Source organism: Synechococcus sp. MU1625, from assembly GCF_020514205.1.
Lineage (GTDB): Bacteria > Cyanobacteriota > Cyanobacteriia > PCC-6307 > Cyanobiaceae > Parasynechococcus.
Genome location: NZ_VTLA01000008.1, coordinates 1 through 17365, shown reverse-complemented (window position 1 = coordinate 17365; position 17365 = coordinate 1). Strand labels below are relative to the sequence as shown.

17 protein-coding genes and 1 pseudogene are annotated in these 17365 nt (G+C 62.0%); 8 read left to right on the top strand and 10 right to left on the bottom strand.

Translation table 11 applies throughout. From position 1 onward, the window contains the following. The first annotated feature begins 13 nt into the window (after nt 1–13). From FZX13_RS11240 to FZX13_RS11230, 3 genes are all read left to right on the top strand, one after another. A complete protein-coding gene (locus FZX13_RS11240) occupies nt 14–415 on the top strand; it encodes a hypothetical protein (RefSeq protein WP_115022171.1) in 402 nt (133 codons plus the stop codon). Nucleotides 416–521: 106 nt separating this feature from the next. Next, nucleotides 522–1076 carry a L,D-transpeptidase gene (locus FZX13_RS11235; protein WP_370630817.1) on the top strand — a complete coding sequence of 185 codons (555 nt, stop codon included), beginning with the start codon at nt 522–524 and terminating at the stop codon, nt 1074–1076. Beyond that, entirely contained in the window at nt 1077–1595 is a 519-nt protein-coding gene (locus FZX13_RS11230; RefSeq protein WP_226409639.1) for an isoprenylcysteine carboxylmethyltransferase family protein, read from the top strand. A 9-nt stretch (nt 1596–1604) separates the two neighbouring features. On the opposite strand, the gene FZX13_RS11225 is transcribed toward FZX13_RS11230, so the two are convergent. Genes FZX13_RS11225 through hpf form a run of 5 tightly spaced genes read right to left on the bottom strand, consistent with a single transcriptional unit; the run spans nt 1605 to nt 6270 of the window. Further along, nucleotides 1605–2774, bottom strand: coding sequence for a glycosyltransferase family 4 protein (locus FZX13_RS11225; protein ID WP_226409638.1), 1170 nt, complete (start codon nt 2772–2774; stop codon nt 1605–1607). A 31-nt stretch (nt 2775–2805) separates the two neighbouring features. Then, nucleotides 2806–4185, bottom strand: a complete 1380-nt coding sequence (locus FZX13_RS11220; protein ID WP_226409637.1) for an MFS transporter — start codon at nt 4183–4185, stop codon at nt 2806–2808. Nucleotides 4186–4213: 28 nt separating this feature from the next. After that, nucleotides 4214–4987 carry a DNA repair protein RecO gene (gene recO / locus FZX13_RS11215; protein ID WP_226409636.1) on the bottom strand — a complete coding sequence of 258 codons (774 nt, stop codon included), beginning with the start codon at nt 4985–4987 and terminating at the stop codon, nt 4214–4216. Next, nucleotides 4988–5668 carry a 2-deoxyribose-5-phosphate aldolase gene (locus FZX13_RS11210; RefSeq protein ID WP_115022161.1) on the bottom strand — a complete coding sequence of 227 codons (681 nt, stop codon included), beginning with the start codon at nt 5666–5668 and terminating at the stop codon, nt 4988–4990. Between the two features lie 14 nt (nt 5669–5682). Further along, complete coding sequence (hpf, locus tag FZX13_RS11205; RefSeq protein ID WP_115022159.1) at nt 5683–6270, bottom strand: ribosome hibernation-promoting factor, HPF/YfiA family; 588 nt, start codon at nt 6268–6270, stop codon at nt 5683–5685. Nucleotides 6271–6281: 11 nt separating this feature from the next. On the opposite strand from hpf, the gene lipB reads away from it, so the two are divergent. The 5 genes from lipB to queA all read left to right on the top strand — a co-directional run bounded on the left by lipB (nt 6282) and on the right by queA (nt 12013). Next, nucleotides 6282–6980, top strand: coding sequence for a lipoyl(octanoyl) transferase LipB (lipB, locus tag FZX13_RS11200; protein ID WP_226409635.1), 699 nt, complete (start codon nt 6282–6284; stop codon nt 6978–6980). 28 nt (nt 6981–7008) lie between these two features. Continuing rightward, a complete protein-coding gene (locus FZX13_RS11195; RefSeq protein WP_226409634.1) occupies nt 7009–8922 on the top strand; it encodes an AMP-binding protein in 1914 nt (637 codons plus the stop codon). Nucleotides 8923–9014: 92 nt separating this feature from the next. Then, nucleotides 9015–9458 (top strand): YlqD family protein, encoded by a 444-nt coding sequence (locus FZX13_RS11190; RefSeq protein ID WP_226409633.1) that lies wholly within the window; start codon nt 9015–9017, stop codon nt 9456–9458. 56 nt (nt 9459–9514) lie between these two features. Next, entirely contained in the window at nt 9515–10891 is a 1377-nt protein-coding gene (locus FZX13_RS11185) for a dihydrolipoamide acetyltransferase family protein (protein ID WP_226409632.1), read from the top strand. Nucleotides 10892–10903: 12 nt separating this feature from the next. Further along, nucleotides 10904–12013, top strand: coding sequence for a tRNA preQ1(34) S-adenosylmethionine ribosyltransferase-isomerase QueA (queA, locus tag FZX13_RS11180; protein ID WP_226409631.1), 1110 nt, complete (start codon nt 10904–10906; stop codon nt 12011–12013). Nucleotides 12014–12060: 47 nt separating this feature from the next. Here the strand turns inward: queA and cysK are convergent, their stop codons facing one another. From cysK to FZX13_RS11155, 5 genes and pseudogenes are all read right to left on the bottom strand, one after another. After that, nucleotides 12061–13047 carry a cysteine synthase A gene (gene cysK, locus FZX13_RS11175; RefSeq protein ID WP_226409630.1) on the bottom strand — a complete coding sequence of 329 codons (987 nt, stop codon included), beginning with the start codon at nt 13045–13047 and terminating at the stop codon, nt 12061–12063. A gap of 99 nt (nt 13048–13146) precedes the next feature. Continuing rightward, nucleotides 13147–14601: a PLP-dependent transferase gene (locus FZX13_RS11170; protein WP_226409629.1), complete on the bottom strand. Its 1455-nt coding sequence runs from the start codon at nt 14599–14601 to the stop codon at nt 13147–13149. Further along, a complete protein-coding gene (locus FZX13_RS11165) occupies nt 14598–15740 on the bottom strand; it encodes a PLP-dependent aspartate aminotransferase family protein (RefSeq protein WP_226409628.1) in 1143 nt (380 codons plus the stop codon). The genes FZX13_RS11170 and FZX13_RS11165 overlap by 4 nt, the downstream gene beginning before the upstream one ends. A 110-nt stretch (nt 15741–15850) precedes the next feature. Beyond that, nucleotides 15851–17239, bottom strand: coding sequence for a photosystem II reaction center protein CP43 (gene psbC / locus FZX13_RS11160; protein WP_115022594.1), 1389 nt, complete (start codon nt 17237–17239; stop codon nt 15851–15853). After that, nucleotides 17223–17365: pseudogene (locus tag FZX13_RS11155) on the bottom strand (photosystem II D2 protein (photosystem q(a) protein)); the annotation flags it as partial. The gene psbC and the pseudogene FZX13_RS11155, both read right to left, overlap by 17 nt.

Below are 17365 nucleotides of genomic sequence, written 5' to 3'. Positions count from 1 at the left end.
TCCAGGCAGGTTGATGCACTTCCCCCGATCTCTCGCTGGGCTGCTCTTGGTTCTGCCCTTGGCGTCAGGGATGGCTGTTGCCGGAGTGATGGCTGTTGCCGCAGAGGATGCTCCCCTGGCACCCGAGGTTCAACGGCGGGTCGCCGTGGTGGTGCTGGCCCGCAGAATTCGAAGTTATGCCGCCATGGCCAAGGCCAGCAGCGACTGCCTCGTAGAGAAGGGACGTCTTCGGCGCAGCCAAGCCAACCAAGCGCTGGTCAACACGCTGGAGGAGCTGGGCATCAGCCGGGTTGTGCTGACCAACCCCCTGGTGGAGGCCGTGAGCCCACGTCTTCAGCTCTTGCTGGATGACAGCTGTGCCTTGGATCCCAAGAGGGAGGCTGAAGCGCTGCAGCTCGCTGGAAACGAACTCTGAGCCCTTCTCGCGGCGGGTCTCAGAAGGGGACGGTGAGACGGCTGGCTTTTATTTCCTCAGCGAATAAAAACCGCCCATAGGGTTCCGGCCTCCTTGCCTGGTTGCTGTGGTCGTTCGGTCTTGTCTCGCCTTGAATCTGCTGGCGCTGTTATCGGTGCCCTGTTCTGCGGCTGAGATGGATCTGGCCTCTGTATCCACTTCCCCATCCACTCCCTCATCCACTGGTGAGTCGGTTCTGGTGCTGAACCGCACCATGCGATCGCTCACACACACTCGAGATCCGATCTGGAGTCTTCGTCTGGAAACCCCTGGCGAGCCTGTGCAGCACTTTGATGCCGTCAGCGGTCGAGCCCACCGTCAGAACGCCGATCGTCATCGGTCCGGCACCCGTGCGCCGCTTCCTGCTGGTCGTTACAGCCTCGGGCCGGTAGAAGCCCTGGGTCCCGCTGATCCGAGCGAGCTCGGGCCGATCTGGATCGGGATTGAACCGGAGTTCCCAACAGGGCGAGGACATTTGGGCATTCATCTCGATCCCAGCGCCAACCGCAATGCCAACAGCGGCACGCTGGGCTGTGTGGGGTTGATTCGCTGGGAGGACATGCAGGCCCTGGCGGGCCTTGTGCAGCGCCGTAACGTCCGAACACTGGTGGTGAGTGAGTAAATGTTCTCGGATTGGGGCTTCAGTTGGGGTGGCTGGTTGGACAACCGCCGCGGTGAGTGGTGGCTTCTGGCTCAGCTGCTGCTGATCACGGCCCATCTGCTCCCTGTCTGGCCTTCCCCGGCCAGCTTCGGTCTGTTGATCTGGCCCTTGCCCTTGTTTGGGCTTGGCTTGCTGTTGCTGGCTTTGGGTCTGTTTCGGGCCATCGGGGCCCTGCGCTCTCTTGGGGCCAGCCTCTCGCCGCTGCCGGCGCCCAAGCTGTCGAATCAACTGATCGCTACTGGGGCTTACACCATCTGTCGGCATCCTCTTTACCGGGCCCTGTTGCTTTGTTCAGCAGGTGTTGTGCTGGCCACCGGCAGCTTGCTGCATCTGTTGCTCTTGTTCAGTTTGGCGGTGGTGCTGCGGGGGAAAGCCCGCTTTGAGGAGGAGGGGTTAAGGGCGGTGCATCCGAATTACACCCAATACGTCGCGGTTACTCCGGCGATTGTCGGCTGGATGCCTGGTCTCGACTGGCGCTGATCGACAAGTTCAGGCGGCGACCCTGCTGCGCAGCATCAGATCTGAATAAAGCTGTTCGAGGGCGTCGATGTTGCGTGAAATCGTGTATCTCTCCAGCGCGCGGATGCGGGCTTGCCGGCCCAGTTCCGCTGTCAGCACCGGCTGGTCTCTGATCACTGGGAGCAGGGTGCGCAACTGGGTGGTGACTCCTTGCGTGCTCAACACGATCCCCGCTCCTTGCTCCAAGACCTCGCCATCGGCACCCGCATCGGTGGCAACGCAGGCTGTTCCGGTGGCCATCGCCTCTAGCAGGGCCAGCGACAGGCCTTCGACAAGGCTCGGGAGGATGAAGACCTCAGCGCACTGGAGCAGGGCAACCCGGGTGTCCTGGTCCGGCTCATGGCCCCACCAGAGAATCCGGTCGTCGTTGAACTGGTTCATCAAGCTGTTGCGAAGCGGTCCGTCGCCCACGATCACCAGTCGACACCCCTCTGGGGAGACAAGACGCCAGGCTCGCAGCAGGGCCTCGACGTTCTTCTCCGTCGCCAATCGCCCCATATAAAGCACGATTCGTTCTCGGCCCAGCCGCTGCCGAACCTGTTGATGCATCAGCGAAAGGGTCCCTGGGGCTGTTGGACACCAGCGGTCGGTGTCAACACCATTCGGGATCACTGTCAGACGATCTGCAGGAACGCCGAGGCGCTCCAGGAAATCCGCCTGAAGCTGCGAGAACACGATGACCCTGTCGTAGCGGGCCAGAGCCGGTGCATACAGCTGGTAGGAGAGCTGTTGGGTTCCCGCCGTCAGATTGCGTAGGCCCGCATCAAAGGGGGGATGAAAGGTGGCGACGAGGGGGACGCCTAGCTGCTGACAGAGCTCCGGCAGACGGAAATCCAGAGGCGAAAGGGTGAGGCTGGCGTGAACCAGGTCAGGCTGCAGCCGTTCGAGTGATTCCCTCAGCTCCCTTTGTGCTCCAGGAGAGGGAATCGTATAAACCTGCGATTTGACCAGATAGGGCAGGCTGACGTCAGGGTCGTTGGCCAGCAGTGACGTGTTGTCGCGCTCAGGGCTGCGCGGGTTGTCGAAATGGATGAAGTGCACCTGATGCCCGCGACGCCGCAGCGCTTCGGTGGTGCTGATCCCGTAGGACACATTCCCGCAGAAGGGAGACTTCTTGCCGAGCCAGGCAATCTGCGCCAAGCGGGTTAGGCCTCTTCATGCGAACGGCAAGTTAGCAGCGTTGCCACGGTCGTTCGATCAAAGCCGCAACCAGTGCCAATCCAGCCAGCATCCACAGCACTGGTTGCAGGCCAATGCTGCTCACCAGGGTCCCTGCCAGAACGAGCGGCAGACTCAGGGCAATGTTGATCAAGTTGTTCTGGAGTCCGAACACTCTTCCCCGCTCTGTTTCGGGGGTTTCTTCCTGAATGGTGGTCTGAGCGGGAATCGCTACTAGAGCTGCTCCAATTCCGAGAATGCCGCAAAGGCTCAGGGTGAAGATCAGGGAGCCCTGAAGTTGGCTGAGCAGCACTAACGTCCAGGTGATGGTTCCCAGGCCTGTCGCTGTGAGTCGACGTCGGCTGAACCGATGTCCCAGTTGGGCGATCACGACGGCTCCGATCGCCATTCCCAGCCCACTCATGGCCAGGAGTGCGCCAAACCCCGAGGGGCCCAGGTTGTCGATCAGGGCAGCGAGCTGAAGCGCGAGCACGTAGAGCGCCGCCAACAGGCTGTAGAGCAGCACCAGATGAATCATGGCGCCCCGTACGGAGGGAACCCGTCGCAGCACCTGCAGCCCTTCACCGATCTCTGTCCACACCGAGGTATTGGAGGCGGGCTTGGGGGATTCTTGAAGTTTCAGGCGCGACAGGCTGAGGGCGGCGAGGCCATAACAAAGAGGAAGCAACAGAAACTCGCCGCCATCGATGCCGAGGGACGCCAGGCTGCTGTGCAGCGTTCGAAGGATTGGTTCCCCCAGGGCGAAGCCCAGGATCGTGGCTCCCATGCTGGTGGCTTGATAGAGGGAGTTGGCGGCCAAGAGGTGTTCCCCAGGCACCACAACGGGAATGGTGGCCTGTTCAGAGGGGGCGAAAAACTGGGTCAGGATCGACTCAAGGAAGGTCATTCCCACCAGCCCCCAGTACCCCCAGGGAAGCCCGAGCCAAATCGGGCCTGAGAGGAGACAAATCGGTGCGAACACCACGAGAAGGGCTCTCAGGGCATTGCTGGCCACCATTACCCGACGCTTGGGCCAGCGGTCAGCCCAGACCCCAGCCACCGTCCCAAGCACCATGGCGGGGATGGTGTTGGCAACAAAGATGCCTGTGGCAAGCAGGGTGATCACCTGAGTGCGTGTGCTGATGTCCAGGCCGTAATCCGACGCCATCTCCACCAGCACGCCATTGCCCTGCCCCTTCAGCAGCAGGTGTTGATCGATCAGAAAGACCATCAACACGATGTAGAACTTGTCCGCAAGTTGGGAAAAGATCTGGCCCAGCCACAGCTTGCGGAAATCGTTCAGTCGAAGCACGGCTTCCAACCCGCGTTTCCCTTCGGGATTGCTGCCGGTGGGCAGAGCGGGTTCAGGCGTGGACAGGCTGGGTCCGCTCAAGGGGTAACTGCATCGCGGCCATGATGGCTCACGCACCTGCCAGCAGCGTCTCCTGCAGCATGGCCAGGGCTTTGCTCGGGCGGTTGAGATGCGTTCGGCTCCAGATGTCGACCACGCTCAGCAGGCGACGCCACACGGCCGGGGGACCCATCAGGTTGCCGTCACGGCGTCGGGGCAGATCGGCACGGGTCAGCCGCTGCAGCAGCGCTAGTTCGGAGGGATTCAGCTGGATAGCCGCCCCAGGCTGCTCGTCGATGGCAAAGCCGTCCTGCGGTAGCAGGCTGCAGCGCCAGTCCCACTGACCCAGTGGAGGTGCCAGGGGATTGCCCGTTATGCAGCACGTTTGCAGTGGCAATCCATAACCGCCGAGGGTGAGCAGATGGATGCAGGCCTGGACCGTGCCGGCCAGCACCAGCTCAGGCTCGGCTCGGTGGCTCTCGAGACGTTCCAGGTGCAGTTGCATCGTGGCGAGCAAGCCTTCCACGGGGTCCTGCGCCGCCAGCTGAAGGCACAAATCACACAGAGCCTGCGCCGCAGCCAGGGTTTCAAGCTGTTGTCCGAGACCGGAGAAACTCCGCAGAACCCGCAGTTGACGCACTCGTGCCAGGCCACTGCGTCCTCCTACTTGGAGTTCCAAAAGGGTGAGGGGTGCCGCGGCAGCGAGACTGCTCTTCGGCCGGCGCGCTCCGGGAACGGCGAAACGGCTGACACCTTCCGCATCACTGAGCAGGCTCAGCAGGCGGTCGTGCTCGCCCAGGGGGCCCACCTTGAGGGCGAGTCCTGTGAGGCGTCGTTCTGCCATTCAGGCAGCGGGGCGGCGTTGGGCCTGAAGCAGAGCAGGGGCGCTACTGGTGCCCAGTAGATCGGCCCCCGCCAACAACAGTTCACTCACATGGCTGAGGCTGTGAATACCACCGGCTGCTTTGATCGCGCAGCGTTTGCGGCTCAGTTGCTTCAACTGACGGATCTGATCGGGATGACACGCCGGACCAAAGCCGTTTCCGGTCTGTAGACCAGCAGCGCCTGCATCAATGGCGGCCTCCACGGCCAGCTCCAGTTGTTCCGTTTCAAGACGTGCCATGTCGAGGATGGTCCGCACAGGAAGCCCCAGGTCGCAGAGAGCCGAGAGCTCTTCGGCAAATGCTCCTGAATCGCCGTTTGCCAAGGCAAGGAAGTCTGGAACGACATCGAGCTCCTGGGCTCCATGGGCGGCACACCACTCCGCTTCCGCCAGCTTGAGATTGGCTGGGATAGCACCGAACGGGAAGCCAATGGCGGCCACCAGGCGAGGGCCCGAGTCGGTGCCGCCGAGTCGCTCACGCAGCAGCGGCAACTGCCGCGGAGTGGTGCAGATGGCACGCACACCCTCCTGCACCCCGGAGTCAGAAAGGGTTTGGAGTTGGTCTCGGGTCAGCAACGGGTCCAGGATCGCCTGATCAAGCCTTGGCGGTAGGTCGGGGAGTTCTTGGGCTGGATCAGCCATGGCGGGCCAAGCGGTCAGTCACGAGCCTGAATCACGCCATATCCCCCATGGTTGCGTCGATAGATCACCTGCAGTTGGTCACTGTCCTTCTCGCGGAAAAGATAGAAGTCGTGGTCGATGAGATCCAACTGGCGACGAGCGTCGTCCAGGCTCATCGGTGGCATGGCGAAATATTTCCGTCGGACACCCGGATCCGGCAGTTCCGGCTGTCGCCCCTGCAACAGGGAGTCCTCAACCGGGATGTCGTCGTTGACGACATCCGTGCTGGGGGTGTGGCTGGCGCTGTGGCCATGGCTGTGGTGGTGATCGCTGTGGCGTTCCTTCCAGCGGCGCAGCTGGCGGGCGAGCTTGCCAGCGGCCAGATCGATGCTGGCGTAGAGGTTTTCACTCCGTTCCTGGGCCCGGATCACGGTTCCGTTGGCGAAGACCGTCACTTCGGCAGTCTGCTGCGGGACGCGGGGGTTGCGGGCTACCGAGAGATGGACGTCCGCTTCCCGCACAGCACCATCGAAGTGCGCTGTGGCCCGCTCCAGTTTGGTTTGGGTGTAGTCCCGCAATGCAGGCGTGATCTCGAGGTTGCGACCATGGATCAGCAACTTCATGCCTCGCTCCTGTGCCGGTTGTCATCGGCAAGCTAGATACGGCGCACGATTCGGCCCACCCCCAGCGTGCATTTCTTTTCGAGCCCGATCATCTGGTTCGGTTCGATGCGGCTTGGTCAGCGCAACAGCGCTGGCAGAGCAGTCTTTTGGCTGACTCGTTGGCGCCCGAGGCGGTCTGGATTCTTCAGCATGAGCCCTGCTACACCCTCGGCCGCGGCGCGAGTGAGGAGCACCTGCATTTTGACCCTGTCGATCCACCCGCACCCCTTTACCGGATTGATCGGGGCGGTGAGGTCACCCATCACCTCCCCGGTCAGTTGGTGGCCTATCCGGTATTGGACCTTCGGCGGCGCACTCCCGACTTGCACTGGTATTTGCGTCAGCTGGAGCAGGTCGTGCTGGATGTTCTGTCGGAGTTGGGCTTGGAGGGTCAGCGTTTGCCGGGATTGACAGGCCTCTGGTTAGACAACCGCAAAGTCGCCGCCATCGGTGTTGGCTGTCGTCGTTGGATCACCCAGCACGGCCTGGCCCTAAACGTGGATTGCGCGATGCAGGGGTTTGAGCAGGTCACCCCCTGTGGTCTCACCGGTCGTGCTGTGGGAAGGCTGGCGGACTGGTTGCCGGGACTAACGATGGCTGAAGTGCAGCCGCTGCTGCGGCAGGCCCTGGCCCATCGCTTCGGTCTGGTCTGGGAGGACGAAGCGAGATAGACCTGAGCTGTTTGAACCCCTGCATCGGATGACGGCCAGCTGGAGCCCGATAGCCCGCGAGACGGATGCTCTGCAACGTCACGCCCATGTTCAGACGTTGCCAAGGGTTGATGCGGTTTGGCCCTGGCTCGCAGACCGCTATGGGGTCATTGCTGCCGTGGATGCGCCCCATGCGGCTCATCCCGAAAGCTTTAATTTCGGCGAACTGGCTGAGCGCATCGCCACCGCCGCCGCTGCATTTCGGCGCCATGGCGTCAAGGAAGGGGATGTGGTGGCTCTCTTTGCTGAGAACAGCCCCCGCTGGCTTGTGGCCGATCAAGGCTTGATGCGTGCCGGCGCCGCTGATGCTGTGCGCGGGGCCTCTGCCCCAGTGGAGGAGCTGCGTTACATCCTTCTGGATTGCCAGGCGACAGCCCTGGTTGTTCAGAACGCAGACGTGTGGCGTCGTCTGGACCTTCCCCCAGAACAACCGGCTCTGTTGCGCTTTGTGCTTCAGCTGGAAGGGGAGCCAGCCGAGGGGACTATCGGCTGGGAAATGTTCCTGTCGTCGGGTGCTGGATGTGATCCCGTTCGCCCGGCTGGGGGGCGAGAGGCCGTCGCAACTGTTTTGTACACCTCCGGGACGACCGGGCAGCCCAAGGGGGTCCCATTGACCCACGCCAACCTGCTGCATCAGATGAGCTCACTGGCTTGCGTGGCCTATCCCGAGCCCGGTGCTCCGGTGCTGAGTGTGCTGCCCATCTGGCATGCCTACGAGCGCAGCGCCAGCTACTACTTTCTCTCCTGCGGTTGTACGCAGACCTACACAACCATCAAGCAACTGAAGAAGGATCTGCCGCGGGTCCGGCCGATTGCGATGGCCACCGTCCCCCGGCTGTGGGAGGCAGTTCAAGCCGGATTTGAGGATGTGCTCAAGACCTTCCCTCCGTCTCGACAGCGCTTGCTTCGGGCGGCGTTGGCCAACAGTGCTGCCCAGCGCAACGCCATGCGAACGGCTCGCAACCTCCTGCTCGATCCGGTTTCAGCTTCCGGACGGTTGTGTGCCTTCGGTTCTGCTGCGCTGCGCTGGCCCATGCATGCTCTGGCTTCGGCCCTGATCTGGCCCAAGCTGCGGCGGCAGCTCAGTGGTGGTCAGCTTGCCTATCCGATCAGCGGTGGCGGTGCCATCGCTCCTCACATCGATGCGTTCTTTGAAGCCGTGGGGATTGAACTGTTGGTGGGTTACGGCCTTACGGAAACCAGCCCTGTGGTGAGTTGTAGGAGGCCTTGGCGCAACATTCGTGGCAGTTCGGGGCTACCCATGCCACAGACCGAATTCCGAATTGTGGATCCCGACAACGGTCAGCCTTTGGGCTTCCGGCAACGGGGTCGGGTGATGGTGCGGGGTCCCCAGGTGATGGCGGGTTATCTCGGGAAGCCTGAGGCCAGCGCCAAAGTTCTTGATGCAGAGGGTTGGTTCGACACCGGCGATCTGGGCATGCTCCTGCCGGATGGTTCCGTGGCACTCACCGGTAGGGCCAAGGACACCATCGTGTTGAGCAGTGGCGAGAACATCGAGCCAGGCCCATTGGAAGAGGCCCTGATGGCCAGCCCCCTCATCGAGCAGGTGATGTTGGTGGGTCAGGACGAACGCCAGCTCGGTGCTTTGATCGTGCCTCGTGCGGAGGCGATCCTTGCCTGGGCGGCAGAAGCCGGAGTGACCGTTGCTCAAGATCTGGGCGGCCAGCCTGGAGAACCGGCCCTGCTCAAACTGTTGATGCGCGAATGCAACAGGTTGCTGAAGCAGAGGGCTGGATCTCGGGGAGATGAGCGCTTGACCGGGGTGGTGCTGGTGAGTCTCTTCAGCATCGAGAACGGACTTTTGACCCAGACCCTGAAGCAGCGTCGTGATCGCATTACCAGCCGCGATCAGCACTTGATCGATGCTCTCTACGGACGTTGAACGCGGCTTAAGACGCTTGTGAGGCGGTCGGTTTACCGGTGATTGACCACACGCGGAAGTGCTGACACGCTTTGGCCGTCTCCCAAGAATCCATGTCCGACGGCACCTCCTTGACGATCAAGCGTCCGATCACCGTCCGAGCCGTGGTTACACCCACCTGGAAAGAGGAAGCAGAGCGCGAGCTCAGCAGCGGTATCGCGACTGCCGACCAGCAGCTGGCGCAGCTGGAACAGGAGGGTCAGGACGTCGTGGATCAGGTGCGCCGTCAGAGTGCCAATCCGCTGGATCCCCGTGTGCAGGATCAGGTTGCGCAGATTCAACAGCAGGTGGCGGCCAAGCGTGCCGAACTGGAGGAGCAGAAGCGCAACTTGCTTCAGCAGCAGGCCCAGGTCCGTGAACTGGAGATGGATCAGATCGTTGAGCAGGGGCAGCTGGAAAGCACATGTGAGCTCAAGGTCGGCGACAACCTGGTTCAGAAGATGCAGGTGGCCATCGTTGTGAAGGACGGCGTAGTTCAGTCGATCGAGGAGGCCTGATCGGCTTCCTTCTGCTGACTCGTAAACTCCCCTGATCTGCCCCTTCGGAGACGGTTTTGGCAACCACAGACATCTTCATGCCTGCCCTCAGCTCCACCATGACGGAGGGGAAGATCGTGGAATGGCTGAAACAGCCCGGCGACAAGGTCGCTCGGGGTGAGTCCGTCCTTGTCGTTGAGTCCGACAAGGCAGATATGGACGTTGAGTCGTTTCAGGACGGTTATCTCGCCGCCGTCTTGATGCCGGCTGGCAGCACGGCACCGGTGGGCGAAACCATCGGTCTCATTGTCGAAACCGAAGCCGAGATTGCTGACGCGCAGGCCAAGGCTCCCAGCGCCCCTGCGGCTGCACCAGCCCCTGCGCAGGCCAAGGCTCCCAGCGCCCCTGCGGCTGCACCAGCCCCTGCACCGGCACCGGCTCCCACATCAGCTGCGGTTCAGGCTTCAGCTCCGACTCCTGCGGCTGCACCAGCACCAGCACCTATCGCCGCCCCTGCTCCGTCGGCGCCGGTTGTGAACGATGGCCGCATCGTGGCGAGCCCCCGGGCCAAAAAGCTCGCGTCCCAGATGGGTGTGGATTTGGCCACGGTGCGTGGCAGCGGGCCCCATGGCCGGATTCAGGCCGAAGACGTCGAACAAGCCTCTGGACAGCCCATCTCTGTCCCCCGTGTGGCGGAGGGTTCCGCTCCTGCGGCTACGGGTCAGCATGCGGCTGCATCCTCGGCCCCTGCTGCGCCCGCTGGAAACAGCTTTGGTCGGCCCGGCGAGACCGTGGCCTTCAACACCCTGCAGGGTGCGGTGAACAAAAACATGGAGGCGAGCCTGGCGGTTCCCTGCTTCCGCGTCGGCTACGCCATCACCACCGACAAGCTGGATGCCTTTTACAAACAGGTGAAGCCGAAGGGCGTCACGATGACGGCGTTGCTTGCCAAGGCGGTGGCCGTCACCTTGGCGCGTCACCCTCAGGTGAATGCTGCCACGACCGCGGCTGGCATGGCCTACCCCGCTGAGGTCAACGTCGCCGTGGCTGTCGCGATGGAAGATGGTGGCTTGATCACACCTGTGCTGCGCAACGCTGATCGCACCGACCTCTATGAGATGTCGCGTCAGTGGGGCGATCTGGTCAAGCGCTCCCGCAGTAAGCAGTTGCAGCCCGAGGAATATTCCACGGGAACCTTCACCCTCTCCAATCTCGGCATGTTCGGGGTTGATCGCTTCGACGCGATCCTTCCCCCAGGCACGGGAGCCATCCTTGCTGTTGCAGCCTCACGGCCCACGGTGGTGGCGGGCAAAGACGGGTCCATCGCCGTCAAGCGTCAGATGCAGGTCAACCTGACGGCGGATCACCGGGTGATTTACGGCGCCGATGGCGCTGCATTCCTGAAGGATCTCGCTGAACTGATCGAGACCCGTCCGGAGAGCTTGGCGCTCTGATCGGTCGTTCGCGTGCCTGACCCCAGGGACCATCAACTCAGCAGCTACGACTACCCGCTACCGCCAGAGCGCATCGCCCAGGCACCGGTCGAGCCCCGTCACAGCGCTCGGTTGTTGATGGTTCCCCCCCAGGGTGAGCCATCAAAGGAAGCAACTCACGGCACGGTGTGGGATCTGCTCGAGCAGCTGCGGCCCGGAGATCTGCTGGTGGTGAATGACACCCGGGTGCTGAAGGCGCGACTGGCGGTGCGTCGTTCCGGGGGTGGGCTGTCCGAATTGCTGGTGCTTGAGCCGCGTGGGGAGGGACGCTGGCTGTGTCTGGCGCGCCCCGCCAAGCGCATGCGGCCAGGCGACAGCCTCACGATTGATGGAACCTCCATCCGCCTCAAGGTGCTTGCTGAAGATCCCGCCAGCGGTGGCCGGGTGGTGCAGTTCCCTAGTGATTGCAGGGATGCCGAAACCATTGAGGCCTTGCTCAATGACGTGGGTGAGGTGCCTTTACCGCCCTACATCGAACGGCACGATCCCGGTGATGCCGAGCGTTATCAGACCCGTTACGCCGATCGTCCCGGGGCTGTGGCTGCGCCGACGGCTGGACTGCACTTCAGCGATGAGCTCTTGGAGGCCTTGCAGCAGAAAGGGGTTGACCTAGCCCGGATCACCCTTCATGTGGGCCTTGGCACCTTTCGTCCCGTCGAAACGGAAGATCTCACCGCGTTGGAGCTTCACAGCGAATGGGTCGATGTCAGCCCCGCTGTGGTGAAAGCGGTGCAGGCTTGTCGAGGTCGCGTGATTGCCGTGGGCACCACGAGTGTTCGTGCTCTGGAGGGAGCCGCTCAGGCCCATGGCGGCGTTCTGATGCCGTATACGGGGCCGGTTGATCTGGTGATTCAGCCCGGCTATCAGTTCAAGGTGATTCAAGCCTTGCTCACCAACTTTCATCTGCCCAAAAGCTCTTTGCTTCTGTTGGTCAGTGCCCTCATCGGCCGGGAAACCTTGTTGAAGCTGTATGCGGAAGCGATTGAGAGGAACTATCGCTTTTTCTCCTATGGCGATGCCATGTGGATTGATGCTGCAGCGGTGCAGCCCCATGCAGCGCCCACTGGCTTGGCAACGCAATAAAAAAGCCCCGTCAAGGACGGGGCTGGTGCTTATGGTTCGGAGTGAACTCAGACAGCCACCGGTTGCTCGATGATGCCGGTCGGCACCTCAGCGAACATCACAGACGAGAGGTAACGCTCAGCCAGGTCAGGCAGCACCACCACGATGGTTTTGCCGGCGTACTCATCTTTCTCGGCCAGACGAATCGCTGCAGCTGCGGCAGCACCGCAGGAGATGCCGACCAGCAGCCCTTCCTCTTGGGCCAAGCGCAGGGCCATCGCGACGGATTCCTCGTTGGTCACCTGCTCCACCTTGTCGACCACGGAAAGATCGAGGTTTTTGGGGATGAAGCCGGCGCCGATGCCTTGAATCTTGTGGGGACCGGGCTTGATGTCCTCACCGTTCATGGTCTGGGTGATCACCGGGCTGTTGGTCGGTTCGACGGCCACAGATTCGATGGCTTTTCCTGCTTCATTTTTGATGTAGCGGGAGACGCCGGTGATCGTGCCGCCCGTGCCGACGCCTGCCACCAGAACATCGATGGCGCCATCGCAATCGTTCCAGATCTCCGGACCAGTGGTCTTGAAGTGGATTTCAGGGTTGGCGGGATTGTCGAATTGACCAGGCATGAAGTATTTAGCCGGGTCGCTATCGGCGATTTCTTTGGCCTTGGCGATGGCGCCAGGCATGCCCTTGGCTGCTTCCGTGAGGATCAGTTCGGCGCCGAGAACCGCCATGACCCGACGACGCTCGATCGACATCGATTCAGGCATCGTCAGGATCAGCTTGTAACCCCGGGCAGCCGCAGTGAAGGCCAGAGCGATGCCGGTGTTGCCGGAGGTGGGTTCAACAATCACCTTGCCTTTGGTGAGCTTTCCGCTTTTTTCAGCGTCCCAGATCATGTTGGCGCCGATCCGGCACTTGACGCTGTACGCGGGGTTGCGCCCCTCGATTTTGGCCAGGACGGTGGCCTTGCAATTCTTGGTGACGTTGTTCAGCTTCACCAGCGGGGTGTTGCCGATGGCCTGGCTGTTGTCGTCGTAAATGCGGGACATTGAGCTGCTGCTGTAGGAGGGCCCGAAGAAAACAAACTAATGATGTTGAGCGGCTCCCCCCTCCGTTGTTAAGGGCTTTTTCAGAGTCTCACCGGACTCTTAGCTCTCCAAGGCTCGCTGAAAGCGCATCCAAAGTTCGTCATGGTCTTCTAAACCCACCGACACCCTGAGTAAACCAGCGGCGACGCCGCAGCTCTCGGCCCAGGCCAGTTCGTCGTAGTGGGCGAGCTGGGTGTAGGGGCAAGCCAAGGTGAAATTGGTGCCAAGGCTGGGCCCTTTACTGACGCGGAGAGCGTCGTACACCACCTGCGCCTGCTGACGACCTTGCTTCAGTTCGAACGAGAGCAGGCAGCCATAGCCGGCTCCGCTGCGCATCAGAGCTCGAAAATTGGGGCAGTCTTTGGGATGAAGCACCCGTTCGACGGCTGGATGGGTTTCCAGCCGTTCAGCGAGAAGGAGCGCATGGGCATCCAGCTTTGGTGCCCGTTCCTTTACATCTCGGCTGGCTTCCTCCAAGGCAATGGCATCGGCATCGCCAAGACCAGCCACCGTCGTGACGGCGGTGAGCAATGTTCTGGCCCAGGGTGACTGGGGACTCACCAACAAGCTTCCAGCCATCACATCACCACGCCCAGCAAAGCTTTTGGTTAAGGAGGTGAAGATCAGATCCGCATAGGGCAAGGCATTGAGGTTGATTCCGGTGCCAATCGTGTCGTCGGCGATCACGGGGATGCCACGGGCGCGGGCCAAGGCGGATACGGCAGGCAGATCAACACAGCGCAGGAGCGGGTTGCTGGGAAGCTCCACAATCACGGCGGCGGGCTCCAGTTGATCCAGCGCTGCTTCAACGTCCGCTAGGTCTTGCGGTTGAAGCAGGTCTCCGCCGTGGAAGACCACCCGTGGTTGCTTCAACACATCCACGTAAGGAAAGCCCAATTGCAGTGTGCTGCGTCCTGGCCGCAGGCCTTGCACTGCAGTGAGAGCTGCATGGAGCCCCGCCATGCCGGAGGGATGAAGGCTGATGTGGTCAGGCCCCACGTCGTGGATGTCGGCTAAGCGTTGTCGAATGGCACGCCGTGCCGCTTCGCCGTCTTCGCTTGTGGGAGGCGCTTCCTGACCCAGGGCGATCGCAGCCTGGCGGGACGAGAGCCCAAGGCCGGTGTGCTGCCAGAACGCTTTGGCATGGGGAGTGGCCGATGCATCGCTGTGCAGGCAGGAGACGCTCGCGATAGCAATCAACTCCGAACGGCTGTCTGGTGCCTTGCGGCGACAGTGGGCCAGGGCCGCCTGAGCTGCTGCAGCCGTGGGGTAGGGCCAGACCGTGCTGCCCGCAATCTCGGACGGTTGAGTGAGTTGTTGGATCAGTGGATGCAGCCCGAAGCGGGGATAGACGGTCTTCAGTGCATCGCGGCAGGCCGGATCGTTCTCCTCGTAGGCAACCACATCACGCCAGCGCGGCAGCGCGACGGACACCGCATGGGGTGAGTCCGGCAGAGGATGGCCAAGATCGCAGCCCTGCCAGGCCGGATCGTTGAGCAGGTTGCGGGGACTCACGCCAGCAGCTCCAGGGCCTGTTGAAGGTCAGCCTGCAGATCGGCGAGGTCTTCACAGCCCACCGAGAAGCGCACCAGTCCGTCGTCGATTCCCAGCTTTGCTTTCATCTCAGCCGACACGGCGGCGTGGGTCATGGTGGCGGGGTGACAGATCAGGCTCTCGATGCCTCCAAGGCTCTCGGCCATCGTGAACCAGCGCAGCTGCTTGCAGAGGGCATAGGTCTGCTCCTGGCTGGCATTGAAGCTCGCGGTGACGATTGCGCCGCCGGCTGTCATCTGACGGGTCGCCACCTGATGTTGAGGGTGATCACTGCGGTGGGGGTAGCGCACCCAGTTCACCGCTGGGTGCTGGGCCAGTTGATCGGCGAGAGCAGCGGCATTGGCCATCTGCTGCTTGAGCCGCAGCGGCAGGGTCTTGATGCCGCGGGTGATCAGCCAGCAGTCGAAGGGGGAGGGTTGCAGGCCCAGAGCCTTTTGGGAGAACACCATCTTCTGGTGCCAGTCAGGATCGTTGGTGCACACGGCTCCGCCGAGGGCATCGGAGTGGCCGTTGATGTATTTGGTGGTGCTGGTGAGCGAGAGGGTGGCGCCCAGATCCAGCGGGCGCTGAACGAGGGCGGTGGCAAAGGTGTTGTCCACCACCACGGGGATCCCAAGGGTTTGGGTGATGGCGCAGACCGCCTCCAGGTCGATCACCTTGAGCAGCGGGTTGGTGGGACTCTCTAGCCACACCATTGCGGGCTTGCGGGATTGGATCTCCTCCAGCGCTTCCGGCTGGGTGAAGTCCACCCATGCGGTTTTGAGCCCGAACTTGGCGAAGACCTGTTCGAACAGACGCACGGTGCAGCCGTAGAGGTTCTCTTCGCACAGCACCAGATCGCCCTGTTTTAGCTGGGAGACCACAGCGGTAATAGCGCTGACGCCGGAGGCGAAGACGGTGGAGTGAGCGCAGCCCTCGACCGAGGCGAGCACCCCATCGAGGACGCGGAAGTTGGGGTTGCCGGAACGGGTGTAATCAAACCCACCGGGGTTGCCATGGGCGAAGGTGCTGGTGGGAAAGATTGGCGGCATCACCGTGCCGGTGTCGTCCGCGTAGCTGTCGCCGTGGTGGATCACGCGGGTGTTCAGACCTGTGTTCACGGACGATCCGTCGATCCGAACAGGCTAAGAAATCGCCTCCCCCCGCCCAATAAAAAACCCCCACCGTGAGGCGGGGGTTAATTGACGATCGTTTGGATTGAACCGGTGGCTCAGTCGAGATCGGGCATGCCCAGCACAGGCTCAGCCTTGCGGTCGATGCCTTTCTCGAAGCCAGCAGCAGCAGCGCGAGCGCGGCCTGCGTGCCAGAGGTGACCAACCAGGAAGAAGAAGGCGAGCACGAACTGCGCTGCACCCAGCCACTGGCGGAGGTTCACGTAGTTCACCGAGTTGGGCTCGGTGATGATGCCGCCCACGGAGTTCAGGGAGGCGTTGGGGGCGTGCGTCATGTATTCAGCGGCACGGCGCACCTGCCAGGGCTGAATGTCGTTCTGCAGCTTGTCGAGGCTGAGACCGTTGGGGCCACGCAGGGGCTCCAGCCAGGGACCACGGAAGTCCCAGAAGCGCATGGTTTCACCACCGAAAATGATTTCACCCGTTGGTGAGCGCATCAGGTACTTACCAAGGCCGGTGGGGCCCATGGCGGAACCGATGTTGGCGCCGAGGCGCTGGTCACGCACCAGGAAGGTGAAACTCTGAGCTTGGGAAGCCTCAGCGTTTGTGGGGCCCCAGAACTCGGAGGGATAGGCGGTGTTGTTGAACCAGATGTAAGCCGAGGCGATGAAGCTCATGAAGCTCAAAGCGCCGAGGCTGTAGCTCAGGTAGGCCTCACCGTTCCAGATGAAGGCACGACGCACCCAACCGAAGGGCTTGGTGATGGCGTGCCAGATACCACCGAAGATCAGAGTCAGGCCCAGCCAGATGTGTCCACCGATGATGTCCTCCATGGAGTTCACACCGATGATCCAGCCTTCGCCACCGAAGGGGGCGCGGAACAGGTAGCCGAAGATCACACCCGGATCGAGAGTCGGGTTGGTGATCAGGCGAACGTCACCGCCGCCGGGGGCCCAGGTGTCGTAGACGCCGCCGAAGAACATGGCCTTGAAGACCAGCAGCAGGCAGCCGACGCCCAAAAGGATCAGGTGATAACCAATGATGTTGGTCATCTGGTTCTTGTCACGCCAGTCCTGGGAGAAGAAGGAGGAGTAGTTCTCCAGAATCTCCGGACCACGCAGGGCGTGATAGAGGCCGCCGAGACCGAGCACGGCGGAGCTGATCAGGTGCAGAACACCGACCACGAAGAAGGGGAAGAGATCAGTGACCTCACCGCCGGGTCCCACGCCATAGCCAAGGGTGGCGACGTGGGGCATGCAGATGAAGCCCTGCTCGTACATGGGCTTGTCGAAGGTGAAGTGACTCACCTCGAACAGCATCATTGCGCCGGCCCAGAACACCATCAGACCAGCGTGGGCCACGTGGGCACCAAGCAGACGGCCTGACAGGTTGATCAGACGGGCGTTGCCAGACCACCAGGCATACCCGGTGGAGGAGAGGTCTTTGCCGCCAGTGGCGCCAAGACCGGGATTAGAGAGCGTTACCACGGGGCAGAACCTCTTCAGGGAAGACGAAGTTTTCGTGCGGCTGGTCAGCCGGTGCCATCCAGGCACGCAGACCTTCATTCAGAAGGATGTTCTTGGTGTAGAAGGTCTCAAATTCGGGATCTTCTG